General features: G+C 42.3%; 18 protein-coding genes, 3 tRNA genes and 1 pseudogene. 16 read left to right on the forward strand and 6 right to left on the reverse strand.

All coding sequences use genetic code 11. The features are described 5' to 3' along the window. Positions 1–34: 34 nt before the first annotated feature. Positions 35–1,375, forward strand: a complete 1,341-nt coding sequence (locus SWOO_RS12230; protein WP_012325010.1) for an NAD(P)/FAD-dependent oxidoreductase — start codon at positions 35–37, stop codon at positions 1,373–1,375. Here the strand turns inward: SWOO_RS12230 and SWOO_RS12235 are convergent. Further along, positions 1,372–2,493 carry an ABC transporter substrate-binding protein gene (locus tag SWOO_RS12235; RefSeq protein ID WP_012325011.1) on the reverse strand — a complete coding sequence of 374 codons (1,122 nt, stop codon included), beginning with the start codon at positions 2,491–2,493 and terminating at the stop codon, positions 1,372–1,374. The two genes, SWOO_RS12230 and SWOO_RS12235, sit on opposite strands and share 4 nt — an antisense overlap. Before the next feature lie 170 nt (positions 2,494–2,663). On the opposite strand from SWOO_RS12235, the gene SWOO_RS12240 reads away from it, so the two are divergent. Both SWOO_RS12240 and SWOO_RS12245 read left to right on the forward strand, forming a co-directional pair. After that, positions 2,664–2,939 (forward strand): hypothetical protein, encoded by a 276-nt coding sequence (locus SWOO_RS12240; protein ID WP_012325012.1) that lies wholly within the window; start codon positions 2,664–2,666, stop codon positions 2,937–2,939. A 168-nt stretch (positions 2,940–3,107) separates the two neighbouring features. Continuing rightward, entirely contained in the window at positions 3,108–3,497 is a 390-nt protein-coding gene (locus SWOO_RS12245) for a glycine zipper family protein (protein ID WP_012325013.1), read from the forward strand. A 75-nt stretch (positions 3,498–3,572) separates the two neighbouring features. On the opposite strand, the gene gap is transcribed toward SWOO_RS12245, so the two are convergent. Continuing rightward, complete coding sequence (gene gap, locus SWOO_RS12250) at positions 3,573–4,583, reverse strand: type I glyceraldehyde-3-phosphate dehydrogenase (RefSeq protein WP_012325014.1); 1,011 nt, start codon at positions 4,581–4,583, stop codon at positions 3,573–3,575. Positions 4,584–4,813: 230 nt separating this feature from the next. Next, complete coding sequence (locus tag SWOO_RS12255) at positions 4,814–5,650, reverse strand: DUF2989 domain-containing protein (protein ID WP_012325015.1); 837 nt, start codon at positions 5,648–5,650, stop codon at positions 4,814–4,816. A gap of 202 nt (positions 5,651–5,852) precedes the next feature. Here SWOO_RS12255 and SWOO_RS12260 point away from each other — a divergent pair, with 202 nt between their 5' ends. From SWOO_RS12260 to SWOO_RS12280, 5 genes are all read left to right on the forward strand, one after another. Then, complete coding sequence (locus SWOO_RS12260) at positions 5,853–7,289, forward strand: glyceraldehyde-3-phosphate dehydrogenase (protein WP_012325016.1); 1,437 nt, start codon at positions 5,853–5,855, stop codon at positions 7,287–7,289. 294 nt (positions 7,290–7,583) lie between these two features. Beyond that, positions 7,584–7,659, forward strand: a tRNA-Gly gene (locus SWOO_RS12265). A gap of 47 nt (positions 7,660–7,706) precedes the next feature. Beyond that, positions 7,707–7,780, forward strand: a tRNA-Cys gene (locus SWOO_RS12270). Positions 7,781–7,873: 93 nt separating this feature from the next. Next, positions 7,874–7,959: transfer RNA gene (locus SWOO_RS12275), tRNA-Leu, on the forward strand. Positions 7,960–9,222: 1,263 nt separating this feature from the next. Beyond that, entirely contained in the window at positions 9,223–9,807 is a 585-nt protein-coding gene (locus SWOO_RS12280; protein ID WP_012325017.1) for a TetR/AcrR family transcriptional regulator, read from the forward strand. Positions 9,808–9,876: 69 nt separating this feature from the next. On the opposite strand, the gene SWOO_RS12285 is transcribed toward SWOO_RS12280, so the two are convergent. From SWOO_RS12285 to SWOO_RS12295, 3 genes are read right to left on the reverse strand one after another with little or no spacing between them, the layout of a single operon-like run. Beyond that, positions 9,877–11,103 (reverse strand): glutathione S-transferase family protein, encoded by a 1,227-nt coding sequence (locus SWOO_RS12285; protein ID WP_012325018.1) that lies wholly within the window; start codon positions 11,101–11,103, stop codon positions 9,877–9,879. A 27-nt stretch (positions 11,104–11,130) separates the two neighbouring features. Beyond that, positions 11,131–11,964, reverse strand: coding sequence for a type 1 glutamine amidotransferase domain-containing protein (locus tag SWOO_RS12290; RefSeq protein WP_012325019.1), 834 nt, complete (start codon positions 11,962–11,964; stop codon positions 11,131–11,133). Between the two features lie 52 nt (positions 11,965–12,016). Then, complete coding sequence (locus SWOO_RS12295; RefSeq protein ID WP_229377351.1) at positions 12,017–13,867, reverse strand: arylsulfatase; 1,851 nt, start codon at positions 13,865–13,867, stop codon at positions 12,017–12,019. Positions 13,868–14,098: 231 nt separating this feature from the next. Here SWOO_RS12295 and SWOO_RS12300 point away from each other — a divergent pair, with 231 nt between their 5' ends. From SWOO_RS12300 to SWOO_RS12330, 8 genes and pseudogenes are all read left to right on the forward strand, one after another. Continuing rightward, positions 14,099–15,334, forward strand: a complete 1,236-nt coding sequence (locus SWOO_RS12300; RefSeq protein ID WP_041417629.1) for an OmpP1/FadL family transporter — start codon at positions 14,099–14,101, stop codon at positions 15,332–15,334. 99 nt (positions 15,335–15,433) lie between these two features. Further along, a complete protein-coding gene (locus SWOO_RS12305) occupies positions 15,434–16,270 on the forward strand; it encodes an SDR family NAD(P)-dependent oxidoreductase (protein ID WP_012325022.1) in 837 nt (278 codons plus the stop codon). Positions 16,271–16,361: 91 nt separating this feature from the next. Beyond that, positions 16,362–16,790 (forward strand): DUF1330 domain-containing protein, encoded by a 429-nt coding sequence (locus SWOO_RS12310; protein ID WP_012325023.1) that lies wholly within the window; start codon positions 16,362–16,364, stop codon positions 16,788–16,790. Between the two features lie 105 nt (positions 16,791–16,895). Continuing rightward, positions 16,896–17,420, forward strand: a complete 525-nt coding sequence (locus tag SWOO_RS12315; RefSeq protein WP_012325024.1) for a DUF1330 domain-containing protein — start codon at positions 16,896–16,898, stop codon at positions 17,418–17,420. Between the two features lie 29 nt (positions 17,421–17,449). After that, positions 17,450–21,349 (forward strand): molybdopterin-dependent oxidoreductase, encoded by a 3,900-nt coding sequence (locus SWOO_RS25530; RefSeq protein WP_012325025.1) that lies wholly within the window; start codon positions 17,450–17,452, stop codon positions 21,347–21,349. 108 nt (positions 21,350–21,457) lie between these two features. Beyond that, positions 21,458–21,640, forward strand: a pseudogene (locus tag SWOO_RS26365) (glutathione S-transferase N-terminal domain-containing protein); the annotation flags it as partial. Positions 21,641–21,886: 246 nt separating this feature from the next. Further along, on the forward strand, positions 21,887–22,519 hold the full coding sequence (locus SWOO_RS26370) for a glutathione binding-like protein (protein WP_267864811.1): 633 nt from the start codon (positions 21,887–21,889) through the stop codon (positions 22,517–22,519). 28 nt (positions 22,520–22,547) lie between these two features. Then, positions 22,548–22,826: a hypothetical protein gene (locus SWOO_RS12330; RefSeq protein WP_012325027.1), complete on the forward strand. Its 279-nt coding sequence runs from the start codon at positions 22,548–22,550 to the stop codon at positions 22,824–22,826. Positions 22,827–23,196: the final 370 nt, after the last annotated feature.

Genomic DNA, 23,196 nt, shown 5'->3' on the forward strand with positions numbered 1-23,196 from the left:
TAAACATGATAAGCCAAACATAAAGCCCATAGAGATGACCTTAAAACAATACGATCCTTTAATATCTACAACCCCCGCATCACAAAACTGGCCAAACTCCTATTGGGCAAGTACCGTTCAAGCGCAGCAAGAGTCCCCATCCCTTCAGAGAAATATCCAGACAGATGTTGTCGTGATAGGTGGTGGTTATACAGGGCTACTAACCGCTTATTATCTTGCCGAAGAGTTTAATATCGATGTATGTGTAGTAGAGGCGAATGCTGTTGGGTTTGGTGCCAGTGGACGCAATGCAGGCTTCGTATTAAAGGGCTCAGGTCGTCTAGGTTACACTCAAATAGCAAAAAAGTGGGATCTCGATGTCGCAAAGGGCATCTATCAGGAGTTTAGTGAAGCGGTAGAGCGTGTCGACTCATTAATAACTTCGAACCAAATAGCCTGTGACCCCCAAGAAAAGGGGTACTTAAAAGTTGCTCATAATCCAAAAGCGATGAAGCAGCTTACACTCGCTTCTAATTTCATTACTACTGAGTTAGGTGGGCAAGCTGAACTACTTTCACTAGAGCAGCTAACTGAAAATTACATGCATAACCACCAAGCCTATGGCGCCTTAAGGTTAGATGATGGGTTTGGTATTAACCCGTTAAAGTTAGTTCTAGGTTACAAGTCGTTAGTTCAAAATACTAAAGTATCTATTTTTGAAAATACCTGTATTCATCACTGGTTTGAAGAGGGGGGGAAGCATAGATTAGTCACATCGGGTGGCGAGATCACAGCCAATAGAGTTATCTGCGCCGGTAACGCATACACACCAAAAACATTTAACCGTCGTGTTGATGATAAGTACCTACCTATCTTAAGTAATGTCATTGTTACAGAGCCACTGACGGATGCCGAATTACAAGAAGCGGGACTCAAAACCCACCAAGTCACTATGGATACCCGCTTACTTAAATATTATTACCGCCTATTACCCGATAACCGATTACTTTTGGGAGGACGAGGAGCCATTACAGGTAAAGATGCACAGGATCCCATTTATGCACAAAGATTAAAGTATGCGCTCGCCCAATGTTTTCCTGTTCTTGCCAACAAAGCTATCGATTATAACTGGACTGGCTGGATAGCGGCTGCTATAGATGATATGCCCCACGTTTATCAAAAAGGTGGAGTGGGCTACAGCTTAGGTTATTGTGGCTCAGGAGTCTCTTTTAGTGCGCAAGCTGCCTACCGATTGGCTCAAACCTTAGTAGGTATCAAAACACCCGATCTGCCACTCTACCGTCAACCCTTACCCCCATTTCCATTTGCACGAATGAGACGAGTAGGACAGTGGGGTTATTATCATTATGCTTGGATGAGAGACAAGTATGGTTAAGGTTGTCTCTGCTCTTTAGCCCTTTCAAGCATCTTTTTCATTAATCCATAGCTTCTTTGATCATAGGGGGGGACAAACATGTTTTCATTTAATATTTTATCGGGATCCCCCAAAATAGTGTTAACTGGGACTGTTTTAGAGGCTGGCACCATGGAGAGCTCATTTGATATACGGTTTTGAACCTCTTTACCGATAAAGTAATTGGCGAAAATCTCTGCTGCCTCGAGCTTCCTACCTGATAACCCTTTTACAAAATTTATCGTATCAAGCCAAGCCATATGACCCTCTTCAAAATCGATAAGCTCCCAATTCCCACCTCTCATATTTTCCGCATGTATCTCTGGCCCCCAACTACTGACAATCAATAACTCATCATTAAACGTTGGTGCATCAGTCCAGAAGCTGCCTGCGGCATCATATAGTGCTGTTAGTTGAGTTTGAAAAGCCCCATCTGGTGCAGATTTAACCATGACGCCACTTCTGTTTTCTTTTTGAAACTCTTCATAAAGATAGAAGGGGGACTCGCCTTGGCTCATTAATGTCAGGCCTATGTTGTACCACTCTTGGGCGCCATTCAACGAGAATTTATGCCTCCACTCTGGCTGCCATAACGCTTTTACTGAGTAGGGCCTAAGGGACACAGGAACTCTGTCATTATCGATATAGAACCCATAAATCCCCCCGCCCCATGGTATATAAAGCGGCAGTCCATCTCTATCTATCCCCATTTTTAACCTGGCTAAGTTTGGATAGAGGTGCTGATAATTAGTCAATCTGGGAGAGTCTATATTGACAGGTTGCAGTAGCTTAGCCGTTTGCTCCTTTTTCATCTTAATAAAAAAGAGGGTTAAGAAAGTGATGTCGCACTCTTTGCCTCTGATCAAGTTATACATCTGCTCAGCCCCCTCAGCATAAGGAGAGATCACTTCAACGCGATAATCATAACCTTGTTCAAGTAGTAACTGGTTAACATGAGAGAGGTCGCTGTCGGTTACATACCCCTCCCAAGTTAACACTCTTAACACTTGAGCTTCACTACTTTGATCAGAGATAGAGAAAGGACTAACTAGAAGAGAGCTAATAGCGATAATTAAGGAGAAACCAATATACTTTTTCATCTGCTTTTACACCGGCCAGTTCTATAAAAGAAGAACTTAAGCTCAATTTAGTGATAAGAACTGCACATACAAAGTTTAGCCTAACTCTTCATGCTCTGTAATATAGATAGAAACGTGCTAAATCTTCCGTCCCTTGCTATTCTTAACAGCTGCTTAAAAAGGGGGAAGTAATGAAATCAAATCTGGATAAAATGCTTGCTAGCCATAACAAGCTTGTTCACTCAGAAGGGGTTAAGATCGTTTCTCATACCCAACGAGAAGTTGAAGAGTGGGTTCAACATACTGTGATGATTGAAGGGTGTGATGCGCCTTTTAAATTTAGACGCCCTAAAAAATTCAAGTGCTTAAAAGGAAACAGGGTAAATATGACCTATTACCCTGAACAAGAAAAAGTGGCAGGTTTCGAAATAGAAGTCATGAAAGTCGTCAGAATCAAACGTTTCTAACAGCATATAGAATAACTCATGGATGAGTTTGCTCTAGTGATTTTGTCAATCTCAGTGACCGTTTTAGCCACATTAAGCCTTCATTCAGCTATCATTTAGTAACATTATTTTATTCCTTAAGTGACCTAGTCATTTGAAAGTGCATTATTTATAGCGATAGGAACTAAGATGAAAAAGACAATGTTACTCATTGGACTAATACTTATGAACACCTCTGTGTCGGCTAAGATCATTGTTGATAAATCTGGGGTAGATGAGAAAGATTATATCTACGATCTTCACCAGTGTACTGAATATTCACAGCAAGTTGAGAAACAAGCTGCAGATGGTGGAGTTGTCTCTGGTGCAGCAAAAGGAGCCGCTCTGGGAGCCGCAGCAGGTGCTATTTCTGGAGGTTCAGGCTCTGACGGTGCGAAAACAGGCGCCGCTGTTGGTGTAGTAGGGGGCTTTCTTGGGAAGAGTCGTAGTAAACGACAGAATCAACAAAGTTATGAGCAGGAGCAAACCTTAATTATTAAGAACTGCATGACAAACCGAGGCTATGTTGTATTAAATTAAAGCGCTGGCATGTTATAACAAAATAATAGGTACAAAAAAGCCAACCATTAAGGTTGGCTTTTTAATGACTTAAAATTACTTAGCAGTCATTAGTGCAACAGCGTTATCGAGCATACGATTACTGAAGCCCCACTCATTGTCATACCAAGCCATTACTTTAACTAAACGACCATTAACGCGTGTTTGAGTCGCATCAAAGTTTGATGAGAATGGGTTATGGTTAAAGTCAATAGAGACCAAAGGCTCCTTGTTAACCGCTAACACTTCATTCATTGGAGAAAGTGACGCTGCACTTTCAATGATGGCATTAACCTCTTCTACGGTCGTATCACGCGCTGCAATAAAAGATAGATCAACCAGTGACACGTTCACAGTAGGAACACGAACAGCTAAACCATCAAACTTACCAGCAAGTTCCGGAACAACAAGACCAACAGCAGCTGCTGCGCCAGTCTTAGTTGGGATCATCGACATTGCAGCAGCACGAGCACGACGAAGATCTGTATGGTAAACATCAGATAGACGCTGATCATTTGTGTACGCGTGAATCGTTGTCATTAAGCCAGATTCAATACCAATCTCATCATTTAGTGGCTTAGCGAATGGTGCAAGGCAGTTAGTGGTACATGAAGCATTAGAGATCACTGTCATATCAGCAGTAATTTCGTTGTTGTTCACACCGTAGACTACGGTTGCGTCCACATTCTTACCAGGGGCTGAGATAAGTACTTTCTTGGCACCTGCAGTGAGGTGTGGTTGTACTGCTTCCTTAGAAGTGAAAATACCAGTACATTCAAAGACCACATCAACATTTAGCTCTGCCCAAGGAAGTTTAGCTGGGTCTCTTTCAGAGAATGTGAGGATTTTGTCATCATTAACATAGATAGCTTCTGCATCATGATCGACTTTAGCGTTAAAACGGCCATGAACAGAATCATACTTAGTCAAGTGTGCATTGATCGAAGCATCACCTAGATCATTAAGAGCAACAATCTGGATTGGGTAATCCTTTTCGCTTTCATAAAGTGCACGTAAAACGTTTCTACCGATACGGCCATAACCGTTAATTGCTACGCGGATAGTCATCTGATATCCCTCTGGTGAATGTAAAAAAATTATCTGGTAGTAAAATTACCAAACTGACAGCCACCGTCAAGTAATATCCGTTTTATCGCCCAATTTTCAGTAACAATTTCGGCATTTCTTTTACAACGATCATATTTTTTACAAAAATAGGCTGTGTTTTGGTAAATAATTTTCCTATTGGCAGATTTTTTGCCACCGAAGAGCAGGGCGGAAAATTAACTATCTAACGCCTACTCCTTCTCTAAGATACGCCTAATTTTGCTGGAATGATAACTTCCCGATTGAAGTGAATCGACTAACTCCTCTGCATGCTCATCAAGAAATATCTTAAGCTCTGAATCACCATTGATTAGCATCAACATGCTTTTTTCAGAAACTTGATTCTCACTCATCAAGATATTGGCTCTTGAGAGAAGGTAGGTCATCTCCAAGTCATTGAGCTTTTGATAGGTGTTGGCTAAGCCCAATAACCATTCTGGGTTAAAGTTCTCCTCATTACTCTTATTAAATACTGCCAAGTATACTTGTCGCGCTTTAGCAGGGTCATATTTTTGATAATAGGAAGCTATCCCAGCCAAAATCTCAATGTCATCGATAAGGTTAAGTCGCTCTGCACGAAGTATCTTAGCTTGTGCCACCTGATCATTAAAACGGGTCCAGTGATAATAAACTAAGTAAGGGTCATTACTCTCTTTAGTGGAAACTTGAAGCTCAGCCAGACTCTGTGCACTTAATCCAAACGCTCGAGTTCTATCATTGGTTCTTTCTGGATGTAGGATGTGTTGCACACCAGAGGCAAGCTCAATGCACTTATTGTACTTCTCTAGATGTATCAGATGATGATAAAGATCTTTACCTGGAGGGGATTGTTCGTGTTTTAACCTGAGACGACTCTTCAGTAGGTCTGATTTCTCATACCGACACCAACTATCTTTATGCAAATCGGCACAAAGTTCAGGATTATTTTTACAAATAGTGTTGTTATTCCCGACATTATCACAGCCTAAAAGTGCCGAAAAAACGATAATGCTAAAAAATGATGTAAATATTACGACACTTCTACTCAAAACAGGCTCCAACTCGTACTTTATGCTAATAAAATTACAATGTTACATTAAATATCTTGCTGGCTTGAGAGCCTGCTTTTCATTACAATAGCGCCGACCATAAAGGGTTTTACCCGATTATAATTAGAGTATTGGTCTTTTTTTTTTGTTACTCAATCATTTCTGCTAAATAAAGTGGAATAATGAGATAAAGGATCTGTAAATGAGCGCTGATAAACACCTACAAAGCTGGCAAGAACGTTTCGAAATGGCAGAGGCGATGCAACCTCTTCTAGGAAAATTATATCGCAATCAGGGTGTCGAAGTCGTTTTATACGGTAAGCCACTCCTTAATGCTTCTACCATAGAGATCATCAAATCTCATCGCTTAGTACGTAAGCATGTTGGTTATAAACTAAGACTGCGTGAAAGTTTCCCGTTTGTTGAAGCCCTAAGTAAATTAGCGGTAAAACAGTGTAAAGTGGATATTGGTAAGCTAGCGATCAAATACTGGCGTGAAAATGACGATGCAAGCGGTATTGAAGCTTACATGAGTCAAGAGCTTGCTACCGCCATTGATCATGATGATCAAGAGAAGCCAAGAGATGTTGTGCTTTATGGCTTCGGTCGAATTGGTCGCTTACTCGCACGTCTATTGATTGAAAGAACCGGTGTGAGTAACAAACTTCGCTTACGTGCCATAGTACTACGTGGTGGCCGCAAAGGTGATCTAGAGAAGCGTGCAAGCTTATTACGCAGAGACTCAGTTCACGGTCCATTCAACGGCTCTGTTGAAGTCGATGAAGAGAACAACGCTATTATCGCTAACGGTACCTACATTCAGGTTATCTATGCGAACTCACCAGATGCGATAGATTACACAAGTTTCGATATCAATGATGCACTAGTGGTTGATAACACAGGTATCTGGAAAGATGAAGATGGACTCGGTCTGCATCTGAAATCTAAAGGCGCAACAAAAGTTCTGCTAACGGCTCCTGCTAAAGGCAGCATCAAAAACATCGTTTACGGTGTTAACGAATCAGATATTTTAGCCGAAGATACCATTGTATCGGCAGCCAGTTGTACTACCAATGCCATCACGCCAGTTCTTAAAGCGATCAACGATAAGTATGGCATTGAAAATGGTCACGTTGAAACGATTCACTCCTATACTAATGACCAGAACTTAATCGATAACTACCACAGTGCAGATCGCCGTGGACGCAGTGCACCACTTAATATGGTTATCACTGAAACTGGCGCTGCCAAAGCAGTATCAAAAGCACTACCTGTGCTTGAAGGTAAGTTAACTGGTAACGCTATTCGCGTTCCTACGCCAAACGTCTCTATGGCTATTATCAGCTTGAACTTAAATGGTGAAACCAATAAAGAGGAGATCAACGATTACCTGCGTAATATCGCACTTAACTCAGATCTTCAGAACCAAGTTGATTTTACTGAATCAACTGAAATTGTTTCATCTGATCTTGTCGGCTCGCGTTACGCAGGCGTTGTTGATTCTCAAGCAACCATTGCTGACGGCAAGCGTACAATTTTATATGTATGGTATGACAATGAGTTTGGCTACAGCTGTCAGGTTGTTGGTGTGATGCAGAAGATGCTTGGTCTTAATTACCAATCACTGCCTCATGGCTAAGCTTTCATAATAAAGCCCTAAATGTGTAAACACATTTCAGGATAAGACAGTAGAATGAAATAAGCCCCACGCTTAACGGTATGGGGCTTTTTTATATCGACAAACAGGAACTGATATAATTTTTTGTACAAAAAATATGGCTTTGGGCTAATTTAACAACAGTCAGCTTGAAAACCCATTTTTATCTGATTTACATGATTGACTCTACGGCTCAGATCGGTAGAATGCCATTCCGCAGTCAGGGGAAAGCTTGTTAATCAAACCTAACCTGGTTCTAAAGTAAGATGTAAAAGTGCGACATTAGCTCAGTTGGTAGAGCGATACCTTGCCAAGGTATAGGTCATCGGTTCGAACCCGATATGTCGCTCCAATCTTACAAAGATTTGCTAATTTATCTTTAAAGAAGATAGAAATATTGGCGCGATGGCAGAATGGCTATGCTGCGGATTGCAAATCCGTCGATCTCGGTTCGACTCCGGGTCGCGCCTCCATATTGAGATATTGATGAGTTTGGTTGAGTAATTTTTACTATAACCAAGCAGTATTAACTACCGATAATACGTATCGTCAAAATCAACGAGTTTGCCCGAGTGGTGGAATCGGTAGACACAAGGGATTTAAAATCCCTCGCTGAATAAGCGTGCCGGTTCAAGTCCGGCCTCGGGTACCATCATTAAGATGACATTGAAGCCTCGACATTAGTTGGGGCTTTCTTGTATCTAAAGCTAAATCCCTCGCTACTTTTAATAAGACGCGACCAGTTCAAGTCCGGCCTCGGGACTATCATTAAGATGACATTGAAGCCTCGACATTAGTTGGGGCTTTCTTGTATCTAAAGCTAAATCCCTCGCTACTCTTAATAAGACGCGACCGGTTCAAGTCCGGCCTCGGGTACCATCATTAAGATGACATTGAAGCCTCGACATTAGTTGGGGCTTTCTTGTATCTAAGGCTAAATCCCTCGCTACTCTTAATAAGACGCGACCGGTTCAAGTCCGGCCTCGGGTACCATCATTAAGATGACATTGAAGCCTCGACATTAGTTGGGGCTTTCTTGTATCTAAAGCTAAATCCCTCGCTACTCTTAATAAGACGCGACCGGTTCAAGTCAGGATTCGGGTACCATCTCTTTATTCTTCCTAACTCCTAGACTCTCCATTTGGTTGTTTTAGATCAGCTTAAATCTAATGATATCAGTCCGGTATGACGGATTTTACTCCTGAAACCTCCTCTAGGCTTCATTGACGGTATATTTCCAAATTCCTTTGACTGATACCGTATACCCCTCGTAACAAGAGGCAATGAGTAAATCTAGAAATACTCAGGAAAGCCTAAAAACCTTTGAAATAATTGCTCGGGCGTCAGTTAGCTCATTATGAGAAGAATAAAATTCGCGCTGCGTATAATCATGCTGAATATTTAGATGAGCGTCGCGAAATGATGCAGTGATAATCGAACAAAATTGATCAGTTGAAAACTTATTTCTTATCAAACACTAATAAATGCGCTTAGAGAGTTACCCTTGTGGAAGAGTATATTAAGACAGCTGTCGGGCACTACATAAGCCTAGTTCAGTTTAGTCGTAAAAGTGCCATAAGTAGACATTACCATCGCGCTACTCCTGCAACAGAAAACACACCAAAGCGCCCTTACATAATAGGTCAATTGCTTCTGGGGGGTAGCCCAAAATACTGGTGACACATGACCAGTTATAGAAGTCAAAGCCATGTTCTTTCCTGGAAAAGAAAAGTAAAAAATCGGTAGTAAGCTTCAGACCATACCCGTGATAAATACTTTACTTGATCAAGTGTGACGACTCTGGAAGATCATTTTATGCTTAGCTCAGAGGCTACAAAATTGGCATATTGTGTGCCAATATGTGCTTGCTACGTGTATACTGACTGTATCGAATCGAAATTAAATAACAGAGAATATGACAATCAAAGATAAAGTCGATGGCAGGCTGAAGCGCAGTGAGGCGAATCGTCAGTTAATTATTGATGCCATGATTAATTTGGTGAATCGGGGTAATTACATGCCTACCGCTCAACAGGTGGCTGATACCTCTGGTGTGTCTATCCGTACGGTGTTTCGCCATTTCACTGAAATGGAATTACTATATCGGGAAATAGACGATGTGGTTAAACCATTATATATTTCTTATTTTAAGCAAGACTTTAAGGGTGATTTACAAACTCGAATTAAACGATTAGCCAATGCGGTTGTTAATGGTTTTTCTGGTGGCTACCATTTATCGAAAGTCACAACCGTTTTAAAGTGGCGATCACCCGTTCTTCAAGCCACCTATGATTACAATCAAAAAATGTTACGGCTTTATGTTCTCTCTATGCTGCCTGAATTGAAAAAGTGCGATAGTGTCACTACGGAGTTAGTAGTTGGTATGGCCTCCTTTGCCTTTTTTGAGCGATTGCATATGGATCAAGGATTATCTCTGGCGGTATGTAAAAAGCTGATTATTGCTCATTTATCGTCTGTGTTTGAAGCTGAGCTCAAATAATATCTATTTATTAGATTCCTTTTGTTTAGAAAGAAGCGCTACGTCTTCTTTCTAAACTCGCTCTAAAGCCTACACCACCTTCTTTTGCTGTTGTTTTTCCTTTAAATGCTTTATGCGTGCGTCGGGAATGCCATCTTTAACGAAGGGTGGAGAGAAGCCATCGTACAAGCCATTATGCAATACACCATCTTCCAATAATCCCGGTAAGATGCCGGTCTCTAGCAAAATGCCATCGATTTTGGTTTTAGTATCATTCGTTAACGCCCGATATCTCAATTGGGTTTGCTCAAATGCCCACGCTTTATAATGACTGGCGCCAAAGGTTGTCTTAATACCGTAAACGCTTGCCTCAAAATGTTTTTCTCGTAGCACTGATGCTTTAGCAGTTGCTCTTCCCAATGGGATATAGGTTTGTGATACAAACTTAAGCAATTCGAGTAAAGAGGGGGGGAGGTCTGTTTCACTATCTATCCATTCACCCAATTCCGTTTGCCCAACGCAGCCTCGGGTATCTCCTAGCTCTTGAATGGTAAAGAGCCAGTTACACACTCGAGGGGCGTTAGTTTCTAAAATATGATTTGATTGTGGATCGTTATAAAGGTGAATCATTAATGGCCCGTAAAAAGCAAAGTCGGCCATGGATGGACGATTCCCCAATAAAAACTGAGATTCTTCCAGGCGCGCATCTAAAATGCACAAGAGATCTAAAACCTGTTGATCTAGATTCTGTCTTTGTTTATCCCCTTCTAAACCTAACAGCGAGTCGTTCTTTTTTTGTCGCGCTTGGATAACAGGAGCCAGACTTTTAATATCCAACTTAGGCACACCATAGGCGAAGTTTCTGGAAATTTTATGGGAGGCCGTTTGTATATTGAGGTTATTTCCCCAGCGGGTGTGCATTTGCAAACGTTGCAAATATTCGTCTGCAAAATCCTCTAACAGCCACATTAAAAATGAAAGCAACGGGCTATTTGGAATAGCCGCAGGCTGGGGATATTGCTTTTCTAAGTACTCAAGTATGGGAGTGGAGTCTTGCATGATTTGATCATCAGGGGTGATCAGAACAGGTACAATAGACTGGCCAACATTATTAATGGCCCACGATATATCCATTTGATTGGCATGCACGCGTTTGTAAGGGATGCCCTTATAGTTCATATAGGTCATGACTTTATGACTATAAGGGGACATTTGCGTTTGAAAAATTCGATAATGATCCTCTTGCTCAGAGAGCAAAACTTTGCTTTTTTCGTGCAAATCCTTTTCTATCAAAGTTGTATTATTTTGCTCTTGCATGAAGACCTCTATCAGCCAGTATATTTATTATTTTTTCTGCGCCAGTTTTTCTAAAATACGATGAGCGGTTTCATAGCCACTGTTTTGATTTTGACCAGTGATGATATTGCCATCAACAACCACATGAGTAGCCATCATGTCTCTGAACGCAGTATTTGCTTCATAGATGGCACCGGCTTTACGGAGCTCAGTTTCAGGATGCTTAGGCGTAATGTCTATGCCTAGCTGTTTAATCTGAAGATCTGTTACGCCAGTAGCTCTTCGACCTTCGATCAATGAAGACCCATCTTTATCCTTTGCATTAACAAGCCCTAATACACCGTGACAAATAGCACCCAGTAAAGTGTCATTAGTATTTGCCTTGGTGATGATGCTGGCCAATGCTTCTGATTGCGCAAAGTCATATGCAGCTCCCCAACCACCAGCCATGAAGATCACATCATATTTAGCTGGATCAATGTCTTTAATGGGGATGGAGTTTGTCATTTTAGCCATTGCCACAGAGTCTTCTTTAAAACGCAGGTCATCTTCAGTCGCAAGAGGCCAGCCCATGGAGCGAGGTTCAACCGGGATTTCACCACCTTTAATGGAGGCAATATCTACATCCATGCCTGTATCTTGGAAAGCGTAGTAGGGGACAGTCATTTCAGATCCAAATACACCGGTGGCTTTACCTGTATCACCTAATGTTCCGTGACTGGTAGTGACGATTAATGCGCGTTTACCAGGCAAGTCGTAAGCTGGAATATCGTAATGAGGATGAAGGCCCAATAGGGTTAAAAATTTGGGTAAGCCGAGATAAATAACCAATATGAAAACCGGTAAGCCAATTAGTAGGTACTTAGGCCAATGCTTCTTCATGTTTTTCTCTCTCTTCTAATATGTTGTAATTCTGGGGGGGTGATATAGGTGTTTAAGCGCGTCGTCTAAGACGCTTAATGCCGTAAACAATGCCGGCGATCAATAAAACTAATCCCAACAGTTTGGGCCAGTTATCTGCCGGCCATTTTTTTACGCTATTAATAACGAGTTGACGCATGAGGTTTTCACCAACTTTTAATTCTATGATGCCAACTCGCTTCGAATAGGATTGGTATTCATTTAGCATCTCTTGAAAGGTAACCGTGTTCTGTGCAACAAGATTGGTTGTTTCACCTGGATCAAGGGATAAGTCATATAAGTGCCATTGTTCGTCACCATAAGGCTTTTTAACACGAACGATTTTCCATTTGCCTTTGTACAGAGCAGAATTTCCACTGGCCTCAAAGCCATAACTGTCTTGTCCCCAAACGTCTTGCCGTTCACCCGTCAGCATAGGGTGTAGACTCCGGCCATAAAATTCGTCGGGACTGTACTGTACATTTGCGTACTGCAGTAAAGTAGGGACTAGATCGGAAACATGGGCTCGGCCAGATAAGATGCCTGTATCGGTGACACCTGGTCCAGAGATCATAAGTGGAACGCGTTGTCCGCCTTCTGAACTGTTAAATTTGTAGCGATTTAATGGCGCAGCTGAGACAGATGCCCATTCTGGACCGATGGCGGCAAGGCTACCTGGTTGACCCAGATTTTCGTAGTCTAAGTCCCAGTTTTCAGTTTTCATCCAGAATTTAGCTGCTGCTACATGAATGGGTTTAGCGGCCCCGGTTTGCAGACCAACTGTACTCGAATCAGCGCCATTGTCAGAAGTCACGATCACAATGGTACTTTCCATCATGCCTTTGCTTTCCAGATGTTTGAATAAACGGCCAATATGGTAATCAGCGGCTTCTGTCATGCCGGCATTAACCTGCATCATGCGCGCCCAATAGGCTTTTTCTTGATCATTCAATTCATCCCACTCTCGGTGGCTTTCATGGACATCTGCCAGCTTTGTGGACTCTGGAACAAGGCCTAGCTCAATGGCCTTCGGAAGGCGTTCTTTGCGCATTTCATCCCAGCCGCGATCAAATACACCGTTGTATTTATCTGTGTACTCTTTGGGTACTTGTACTGGAATATGAACTGCTTGTAGAGACAGGAATCCAAAGAATGGTTTGTTTGGGGTTGCTTCATCAACGTAGCTAATCATTTTGTTTACTAGGTCGCGGGACGAATAAAAATCGTCTGGCAAGGAAACTGGTTCACCGTCTTCAAACCATGATACGGTTTTATAAAGAGGCATGTAGGGTGCTTCGCGGTAGTTACTTGCACCCGTTGCATCTAATACGTAAGAGCGATCAAAACCAAATTTATGTGGTAGGTTCTTTCCAGTTCTGCCTATGCCCCATTTCCCTGAAACAAAGGTTTGGTAGCCCACTTCTTTTAGTCGGCCAGCAAGTGTTTTTTGACCCTCTTTCCACTCCATGCTGTAACTAGGGTGAGATTCCATCTCGGGGGACAGTACTTCAACAAGGGTCGACATACCGACATGGTGACTATCTTGCCCAGTCATGAGCATGGCACGGCTTGGGCCACACATGGATGCGGTATGAAAGCTGGAAAATTGCGCTCCTTTTTCGGCAATGGTGTCGATGTTAGGGGTCTTTGCATCACTGCCGTAGGCCCCTAGACCCATAAAGCCGATGTCGTCAAAAACAACCAAGAGAATGTTTGGGCGTGTTTCTTTTGCTTCTGTCATTTCAGCTAGTGCATAGCTCGAAAGCAAGGTTGTAAGCAGGAGAGTGATTAATCTTAGCTTCATCAGACCTTCTCGTTGATTGATTTCAATAAAAAGCAATCCCTTAAGGCGCACATACAAAACAGCTGTGCTGCCGTAAGTCATCCATTACTTGGTATTTAATTGCAGTGATATTTGTAATTTTAATGTAATGTATTGGCAGTGAGTGTGTCAATACATGCTTATTAATCTTTATCCACTTGCGTTATTGGGATAATCAAGAGGATGTTTAGACATGCTGAATTATGTGACACATATTGTGCCATAATTATATTGACATAATATATGTCATTACATAATGTATGTTACACAACCTTAAAACAACAGGAGAGCGATGTGTCTTTAGTCCAAAGTAAAAAATTAATATTAGGTGCTTTAGGTGCTTTAGTTGCTGCTGTGCCGAGTGTCGGTTTAGCTAGCGGGTTTGATCGTGGTGTTGTACCTCCAGACTTTTTGTATGAAAAAGATGATATTGTCCAAGTGTCTCTTGCTGTTGTTAAGCCTGACGTAAGGGGCAAGATTGTTGCGTCACCAAAAGCGACTTTAGAGGCACAAGCCTCCTTTTTGCAGGGTCAAGCTGCAGCAAATCCAGGCAATTTGGCGTTACAGCAGCAAGCCGCTCAAGTGACGTATCTAGCGAGTAAGGCTCCTGCAGTTGGGCAAGAAACAGGTAATTTGCCTGGGGACTATGAGCGTAAGGGTATTTCTCTGAAGAAAACGATTAATGATGATTTCACTATTGGCTTACAAGTGACTCAGCCGGCTGGACTCGATATTGCTTATCCTGACGAAATATTTGGTGTGTATGTAGAGACTGAAATAACTTCCTTGGATCTGCTTTTGAAGTATCAAGTTAACGACGTATTTAGTGTTTTTGGTGGTCCGCGTATTCAACAAAACTCTAGCGGCGGATTTGCTAATGATTTGAATGGTGAGTTCCACTACCAGGGGACGACCGAAGTTGGCTATATGGTTGGAGCTGGGTATAAAAACCCTGACCTTCATACACAAGTACTCGTTAGTTATACCTCAGACATCAAGCACACGATGGATGCGACTCCGATTTCTGGAAGTGGGCCGGTTGCTGATGGTGTAATCGCTACGGATTACGAAGGTGAGGTTTATATAAATACGCCGGACCATTTTCAAGTTGCAATTAAGCAGCCACTAAGTGATAAATCCGCGCTTATTGCTTCTTACCGAAAATCTGGTTGGTCCCAAGCAAACATAGAAACTAATCTGGCTGGCTTTGAGTCGCTTACAGATTTTAAAGATGTTGAAGCATATACCTTGGGCTATGGCCGCAAACTGACAGAAGAAGTGGCTTTGTTTGCCACGTTACTTCATCAAACGGGTGAGGCGAATGTATTTGGCCCGGTGAACAATCGAACCGGGGCAGCACTAATTGCGCAGTTTAAAGTCGATAGATTTAAGGTTGAAACAGGCGTTACTTATTTTGATTTAGAGGACGCAGAAACAACTATCCCGATGGGGGCCGCAGGCGATGTTGTCACGAAGTTTGAGGGTAATTCTGCGTTAGCCTATACCTTCCGTTTGGGCTATTACTTTTAGCGTCTTAATTGCCTGACTGGGCCGCCACTAATTAGCTAGACACCATGCACTGGCAGCTGTCAGGCCTTTTTTTGGGTTTACAGAATTTATGGAAGTTATATGAAGTTGTCGAACGCTAAAGGTAAGCTCGCTGTTATAACGGGTGGTTCAAGTGGCTTGGGCTATGCCATTGCCAAAGAGCTAGCCAGCAAGGGGTTCGATTTACTGTTGGTCGCTAGAAATGAGGCGCAGTTAAAAGAAGCCTCCAGCAAGTTAATTGCCGACTCGGGTGTCAAGGTACACACAACTAGCGTGGATGTAAGCAAGGAAGAAGACGTACTTTCTCTAAAAGAGACTGTTAGGTCGTTGGCTCCATGCGCAGATATCATTGTTAATAGTGCAGGTATCGTCAGTGGTGGTTTCCTAGTGGATACCCCGCTAGCAGAATGGGATCGTTTGTATAATGTGAATGTGCGCGGTCTTGTCTCTGTTCTTAAGAGCTTGTTGCCAGATATGATCGAACAGGGCGGCAGTGATGGGCAAGAGAGGCATATCGTGAATATCGCCTCAGCTGCGGCTTATACTGCAACAGGCGGAATGTCAGCTTACGGTTCTACCAAGGCCGGTGTATTGGCGTTAAGTGAGAGCCTTGCTCATGAGGTTGCGCCGAGTCATGTTGGTGTAACAACGGTTTGCCCTGAGTTTGTTAAAACGCCGATTGGTAGCAAAGTAATGCTATTTGGTCGTATGGATAATGCGCGTTCAAAAAGAATCATAGAGAAAATGTTTGATCGCAGCACCATCACAACGGATGAGTTAGCGGTAAAAGTGCTTAAGGCCATTACTTCAGGCAAGCTCGTCGTTCCTGCCGGTAAGCAAGCGACTATTGCGTATCATTTCAAGCGAGTAATGCCTGTACGCTTCTTCAAGATGATTGACAAAGCGCTTAGATTTTAACACTTAGAGTATGGTCAATTCTCTGATGCTTATAGGTCTGTTGCTCAGAGTTCTTAAAAATATATAAATATATTTAGATAGAGGTAATAACGTGAAAACAATATCTCCCAGTCAGAAAAGTTTTGCCGAATTAATATCAGGCAAAGTGGATGATGAGCCAATTGTGATGGTGAATCTGCTGAAATTTAAAGACCAAGCTGATTACACGAAATTAGCTAGCAGTCACCCAGACCACGCTTTGACAATAACGGGTAAAGAAGCCTATGCGATTTATGGCGAAGCTGTTACGCCTATGGTTGAGGAAGTAGGTGGACAGATCTTATGGCAAGGGAATACACGCTTCACATTTATCGCCCCTGATGAAGAAACCTGGGACGAAGTGGTGTTGGTTCAATATCCGTCACGAGCAGCATTTTTGAAGATGGTGACGTCCGGCGCCTATCAGAAAATTGTTCATCATAGAGATCTGTCTTTGGATGATTCACGCCTGATTGAGACTCAGCCAACGAATATAGGCTGATTTAAAACTGTATTGCAAACAATATCGGCATAAATTGACATAAAGCATGCCTTTACTATTAAAGTATTTTCATGGGCTAACCATGATTAGCAAGGAACTAATTAAATGAAAACGGTCATGCCAAGTGAAAAATCAGTTGATGAACTTGTTAATAGTGAAGTTGATGGCAAACCCATCGTCATGGTTAATTTATTAAAGTATAGAGATGAGGCTGATTATTCTCATCTGGATGCTAGCCACCGCGACTATGGCAAAAAGTTAACCGGTGAAGAAGCTTACTCTGAGTATGGCAAAGCCGTTGTTAAATTAGTTTGGAGCGTGGGTGGACAAATATTATGGTCCGGACGTCCGCGCCTATCACTTGTTAGCCCAGATGAAGAGTCTTGGGATTCGATTGCTCTGGTTCAGTATCCATCCCGCAAAGCCTTCATTGAAATGGTGGCATCGGATGAATATCAAGCAGCGGTTCACCACAGGACAGCCGCCTTAGAAGACTCGCGTTTAATTGAAACGCAAGCGGTAAAACTACCAAAATTAATTCTTATGGCATTAAGAGCATTTGTAAGATTTAAATCACTTTTTAAGTTTAACAAACAAGAAATTAACTATCGAAATTTAAAGAACCTGTAATAATATCTCAGTATGAGTGGAGTAATAAAATGGCTTATGTAGTAACTGGGGCGTGTATAGGTGATAAACATACCAGTTGTGTTGATGTGTGTCCGGTGAATGCTTTTCGCGAAGGCGAAGAGATGTTGTATATCGATCCGGATGAATGCATTAGTTGTAATGCCTGTTTAACGGAGTGCCCCTCATTAGCCATTTTTCCTGAAGCGTCAGTTCCAGAAGATCAATTGCAGTATATAAACATTAATGCCATTGAATCCAAAAAGCACCCAGTCATTACAGAACGAATTAATAAGCAGCCAGTTAAAGAAACGGATGTTTTTCAGTCCAATAAACGATTTGCAGTAATCGGCTCAGGGCCATCAGGTTTTTTTGCCAGTGAAGCGCTACTAAAACAATACCCGGGCGGCAATATCGATATCATTGAAAAGCTGCCAGTGCCTTTTGGTCTAGTGCGATTCGGTGTGGCACCAGATCACCCCAAAATAAAATCCGTATCTAAAAACTTTACTAACCTAATGAAAGACCAGCCGTCTCTTAAATTTTTTGGCAATGTCGAGGTGGGTAAAGATCTAGATCGTGATTATTTATTGAATAGCTATGATGCCGTTATCTATACCACGGGTGGGTCAAGTAGCAAAACATTGAACATTCCTGGTAACGAGTTATCGGGAGTCTATGGTTCAGCGGAATTTGTCGGTTGGTATAATGGCCATCCTGAGCAAAAGACCTTAGCACCTAACCTGAATAGCTCAGTATTATCCATCATCGGAATGGGCAATGTTGCGCTGGATATTGCGCGTACTGTTTGTCTGCCTCACGATGAATTACATCGTACAGATGTTGCGCAGCATGCGCTCGATGATTTCTTAACGAGTGACATAACACACGTAAATATCATTGCCCGTAAGGGGCCAGCTCAAGCTGCGTTTACGCCTAAAGAGCTACAGCAATTAATCGATCACCCTGATATTAATATTGAAGTTGATGAGAATGAGCTGGTTTTAGATGACGCTATGGAAGCCTCGCTTTCTTTGCCAGAGAATTCAGAGGCAAATGAAAATATTCAATTATTGCGCAGTATTGCTACACGTGAATCAAATGGAAGTAAAACCATACGCTTCATGTTTAACCGCAACCCAGAAGAACTTAAAGGTCAGGACGGAGCGGTTACTCACCTGAAACTAGGTGTTAATCAGGTTTCATTGGACGGTGATGATCGCTTACAGGTTAACGCTACTGGTGAGACTGAATGGCTAGAAACCGGCGTTGTAGTCACCGCTACAGGCTATAAAGGAACGGCCATTAAGGGCTTAGCGTTTGATGACTCAAAAGGTGTGATTTCAAATGTAGATGGGCAAGCGAAATTAAGCAATGGGCAGCTGTCTGACAAAGAGTTTGTTGCGGGTTGGATAAAGCGTGGTGCCAGTGGCGTCATTGGTACCAATAAATCATGTGCAGTTGGCACAGTGAATCAACTTGTTTCGATATTAGATCAAACAGATAGCATATCTGAGCAAGCGTCATTACCACCTCTAAAGAAATACTTAAGCGAGAAAGGCGTTAATTATTTTAGTGTCTCCGATTGGGCTGGACTCGATGCATATGAAATTCAGCATGGTGAACGACTAGGGCGGACGAGACAGAAACTGGTCGATCTAGCAGATATGGAGCAGGTTAAAAAAGACAATGCTAATTTAATCGCCAAAGCGACGCCCGAATACGACGAACCGATCGTCAAAGAATTCGATGCAAGTAAGCCAGTTAAAAAGCATCACCGTACTTGTACTTTGTGCGAAGCCATGTGCGGGATTGTGGTTGAGTATCAAGGGGAAAAAATTGTCTCCATCTCTGGGGATGAGAAAGATCAGCATAGCTTTGGACATATTTGTCCGAAAGGTTATGCCCTGCAGGATTTACACAACGACCCTGATCGAATAAAAACGCCCAAAAAGCGCATTGGTGATCAATGGGTCGACATGGATTGGGATGAAGCCTTAGAAGAAGTTGCCCAGCGATTAGTGGCTACCCAAGAAAAATATGGTAACGATTCGGTAGCAGGATATTGGGGAAATCCATCTTCACACAATATTGAATGTAACCTGACGGTTGGCCCGTTTCGTAAAGCCCTTAAATCAAAGAACTATTACTCTGCCTCGAGCCTTGATCAAATGCCTCACCAGTTAACGTCTTATTTGATGTATGGGCATGGTATGAGCTTTACTATTCCGGATATTGATCGTACCGATTATATGTTAATGCTTGGCGCCAATCCGGCCGCCTCTAACGGTAGCTTAATGACGGCAGGTGATGTACTGGCCCGTTTAGAAAAAATCAAAGAGCGTGGTGGCAAGCTGGTGTTGGTAGATCCACGCAGGTCCGAAACCGCGTTATACGCCAGTGAGCATCAATTTATTAAGCCCGGTAGCGATGCTCTGTTTTTGGTAGGCTTAATCAAGGTCATCTTTGATAAAGGTTTGACGAACATCGATTCAAGATTGCCAATTAACGGTGATATCGAAGCCCTCGAGTCACTCTTTGAATTCTTCTCGATGGAAACCATTTCGGAGTTGACCTGTATTCCCATAACTAAAATTGAACGTATCGCCACTGAATTTGCGACCGCAGAGAAGGCGGTTTGTTATGGACGAATGGGTATTTCTGTTCAAGAGTTTGGTGCATTAAATCATTGGTTAATTCAAATATTGAACATTATCACCGGGAGTTTAGATACTGAAGGTGGCATGATGTTCACCACCCCGGCTATTGATTTGACTGACTTAGGAGGCCGTGGCAGCTTTAACATGTATCGCAGCCGTGTTCGGAACTTACCTGAAGTCAATAAAGAGTTTCCAACAGCCACTATGGCTGATGAAATGCTGACACCAGGAGAGGGGCAAATTAAGGCATTTGTGGTGACTGCGGGTAACCCTGTTATATCCAGCCCTAATGGCGTTCGATTAGAAAATGCGTTAGCCAATTTAGATTTTATGGTTGCCGTTGATTTCTATATTAATGAAACCACCAAACATGCAGATATCATTCTTCCCCCAAGCGGCCCGTTTGAGCATGCATTGTATGATCTTATCTTCACCAATTTTGCCGTTAGAAATGTAAGTCGATTCTCTGAAGCGTTATTCGAAAAGAAAAGCTATATGCGCTCTGAGTTCTCCATCTTTAACACCCTAACTCATCGTATTGAAGAGCTAAAATCCAGTAAGAAAGGACCTATAGATCGGGTTAAATTAAAAGCTAAGCATAAGATTCAAGCGCTCATGACGGTAGAACGAGCTATCGATTTGATGATTAGAAATGGTCGCTACGGGCATGGCATGAAGAGCTATATCACTGGCGGTGGCTTAACCTTAAAAAAACTTAAAACACATCAACACGGCCTGGACTTGGGGCCGCTTGAACCGAGATTGCCAGGAAAGTTATTTACTAAAGACAAGAAAATCAATCTGATACCTGAGGTGATGGCTGAGGATTTGATACGTCTTAACCAATATGTTGAAAGAGAATCCACAAAGGCTGGGACGTTAACGCTGATTAGCCGACGTGATTTAAGAACCAATAACTCGTGGATGCATAACAGTCAGCGCTTGGTCAAAGGCCAAAATCGCTGTGATTTATTTGTTCATCCTGAAACAGCCAATGAATACGGCATTAAAACTGACGAACAGGTTCACATCACCAGTGCGGTGGGTGCGTTAAAAGTCACCGTAGCCATTACCGACGAGATTATGCCTAACGTGGTGAGCCTGCCCCATGGCTGGGGCCACCATAGAAAAGGTATGAAAATGTCAGTGGCTCAGTCCAGTCCCGGTGTGAGTGTGAATGACATAACAGATCATAATTTTGTTGATGAACTGTCTGGAAATGCCGCCCTAAATGGCGTGCCAGTGAGTATCCAGAAAATATTTAATCAATAAGTCTCTGGTTAGCTTTCTCAAGATTAAAGACTAAAGAAGTAATTGGTATCGGTGAATATAATGAAGCACGATTATAAGTACTATGGCTGGTAAAAATCATATTTTGCGGGTAAGACTCGTGGTTATTTGAATTTCAAGGGGGTTGATTATGTTAACAAAGAAATCAATCTCTTCGAATTTCTAGCAACTATTCCTAAAAATACCGGTAGAAAGGCGATGCCCGCACTCAAGTGCAAAGATGGCGGATGGTTGTGTGATACGCCGTTAATCATGGAAGAATTGGAAAAACGCCATCCACAGCCAAGCATTGAGATTCATACATCCATTCAAAGGTTTGTAGCCGAATTATTCCAGAACTGGATGGATGATGTAGGCATTCCAATCGCCTTACATTCCCGTTGGTCCTATCCAGAGAATTATGAAAAGCTAAATCGCGAAGAAGCTGGTAAGAATCTACTTCCCTTCATGCCAAAATTTATTCGTAATAAAGTAGCGGATAAAGCATTATCTGATGCCATGTCAGAAAAGCTACCGAATATGGGTGTAACGCCAGATCAAATACCCTTACTTGAAAAATGGGCGACTCATATTCTGGGTTTATTAGACGTTCACTTGTCTCAGTACGACTATTTATTAGGTGGTCGTCCCACTGTTGCTGACTATGCATTACTCGGACTAATGCAAGGCCATCTCAATCGTGATCCGTGGCCTAAACGTGAGTGGATTGATCTACGTCCACATTTGCAAAAGTGGGTGGAAAAAACCCATAGTGGTGCCCCAGCAAAAGGGGATCTGTTGGCTGATGATCAGATTCCTGACACGCTTATGCCGATCGTTAGAATCATCTTTGATGAATATATGCCATTAATGGACCTAACGGTAAAACAAATCAGATTGTTGATTAATGAAGAGGGATTACTACCCGGGGATGAACTACCTAGATCAACGGAACGGTTCCTGTTTAAAATGGGAGATGGGCAGTTTAAACGCGCATCATTTACCTACTCGGTATGGCGTATGCAGAGGCTACAAAAAATCGTATCCGCATTTTCTAAAGAAGAACAAAATCGTTTAGCTGCCTGGCTTTTAGAACAAGGCCAATACAACTTTTTGGATTTGGACTTTGGTCCAAACTTAAAACCACAGGGACTAACAGCAGCATTGGCTTGATGTGTATCGAGTATTAATAGGAGAGCTCATGGAGCAAGCAAATATACGATTAAATAAACCCCTCCTCGCCATCACATTGGGTGTATGGCTTTACTCCATTGCAGCTTTGTTGCTGCCAGAGAGTATTGCTTATTCATCTGTGTTTCAAGGCGTGTTTATCTTTCTAATGGTAGCTCATGCGGTTGAATGTATTATTTATCGTAGAATCCTGAAAAAACCTCTGGAGTATTTGTGGGTTATGGTTTGCGGAGTCGTGTTTATTAGAGCTAAACAGAAATATTTATTTAAGAAGAAAAAGTTAGCTTAATAGATCTTAGAGGCTTAAGTTATATGAATCCCAATCATTATGGTTGGGATTTTTTGTATGGGCTAATTGTTCAAGGTGAGGCATGAGCACGGCGAGTACCGAAAGTTATACCCTCTATAAAATGGATATATCTTATTTCTCAGGGAAGATAGAGGCCTATGTTTGCGAATGGGCGCTTGTCTAGTACAGCCATGTTGCTTTGACAGTGCTTGCAGAGGGCGCAGTATGGCCCGTTGCGTTGGCACCTTTATCTACAGGTAAGTTCTCGGAGCATCCGCTCGTTAAACCAAATATCCAGCTTGCGAGCAACGCATATTTTAAAATTTTCATATTTAATCTGTAGCCGTTTTAGTAGTTTTAACTGTGTTGG

The organism is Shewanella woodyi ATCC 51908 (assembly GCF_000019525.1).
GTDB lineage: Bacteria > Pseudomonadota > Gammaproteobacteria > Enterobacterales > Shewanellaceae > Shewanella > Shewanella woodyi.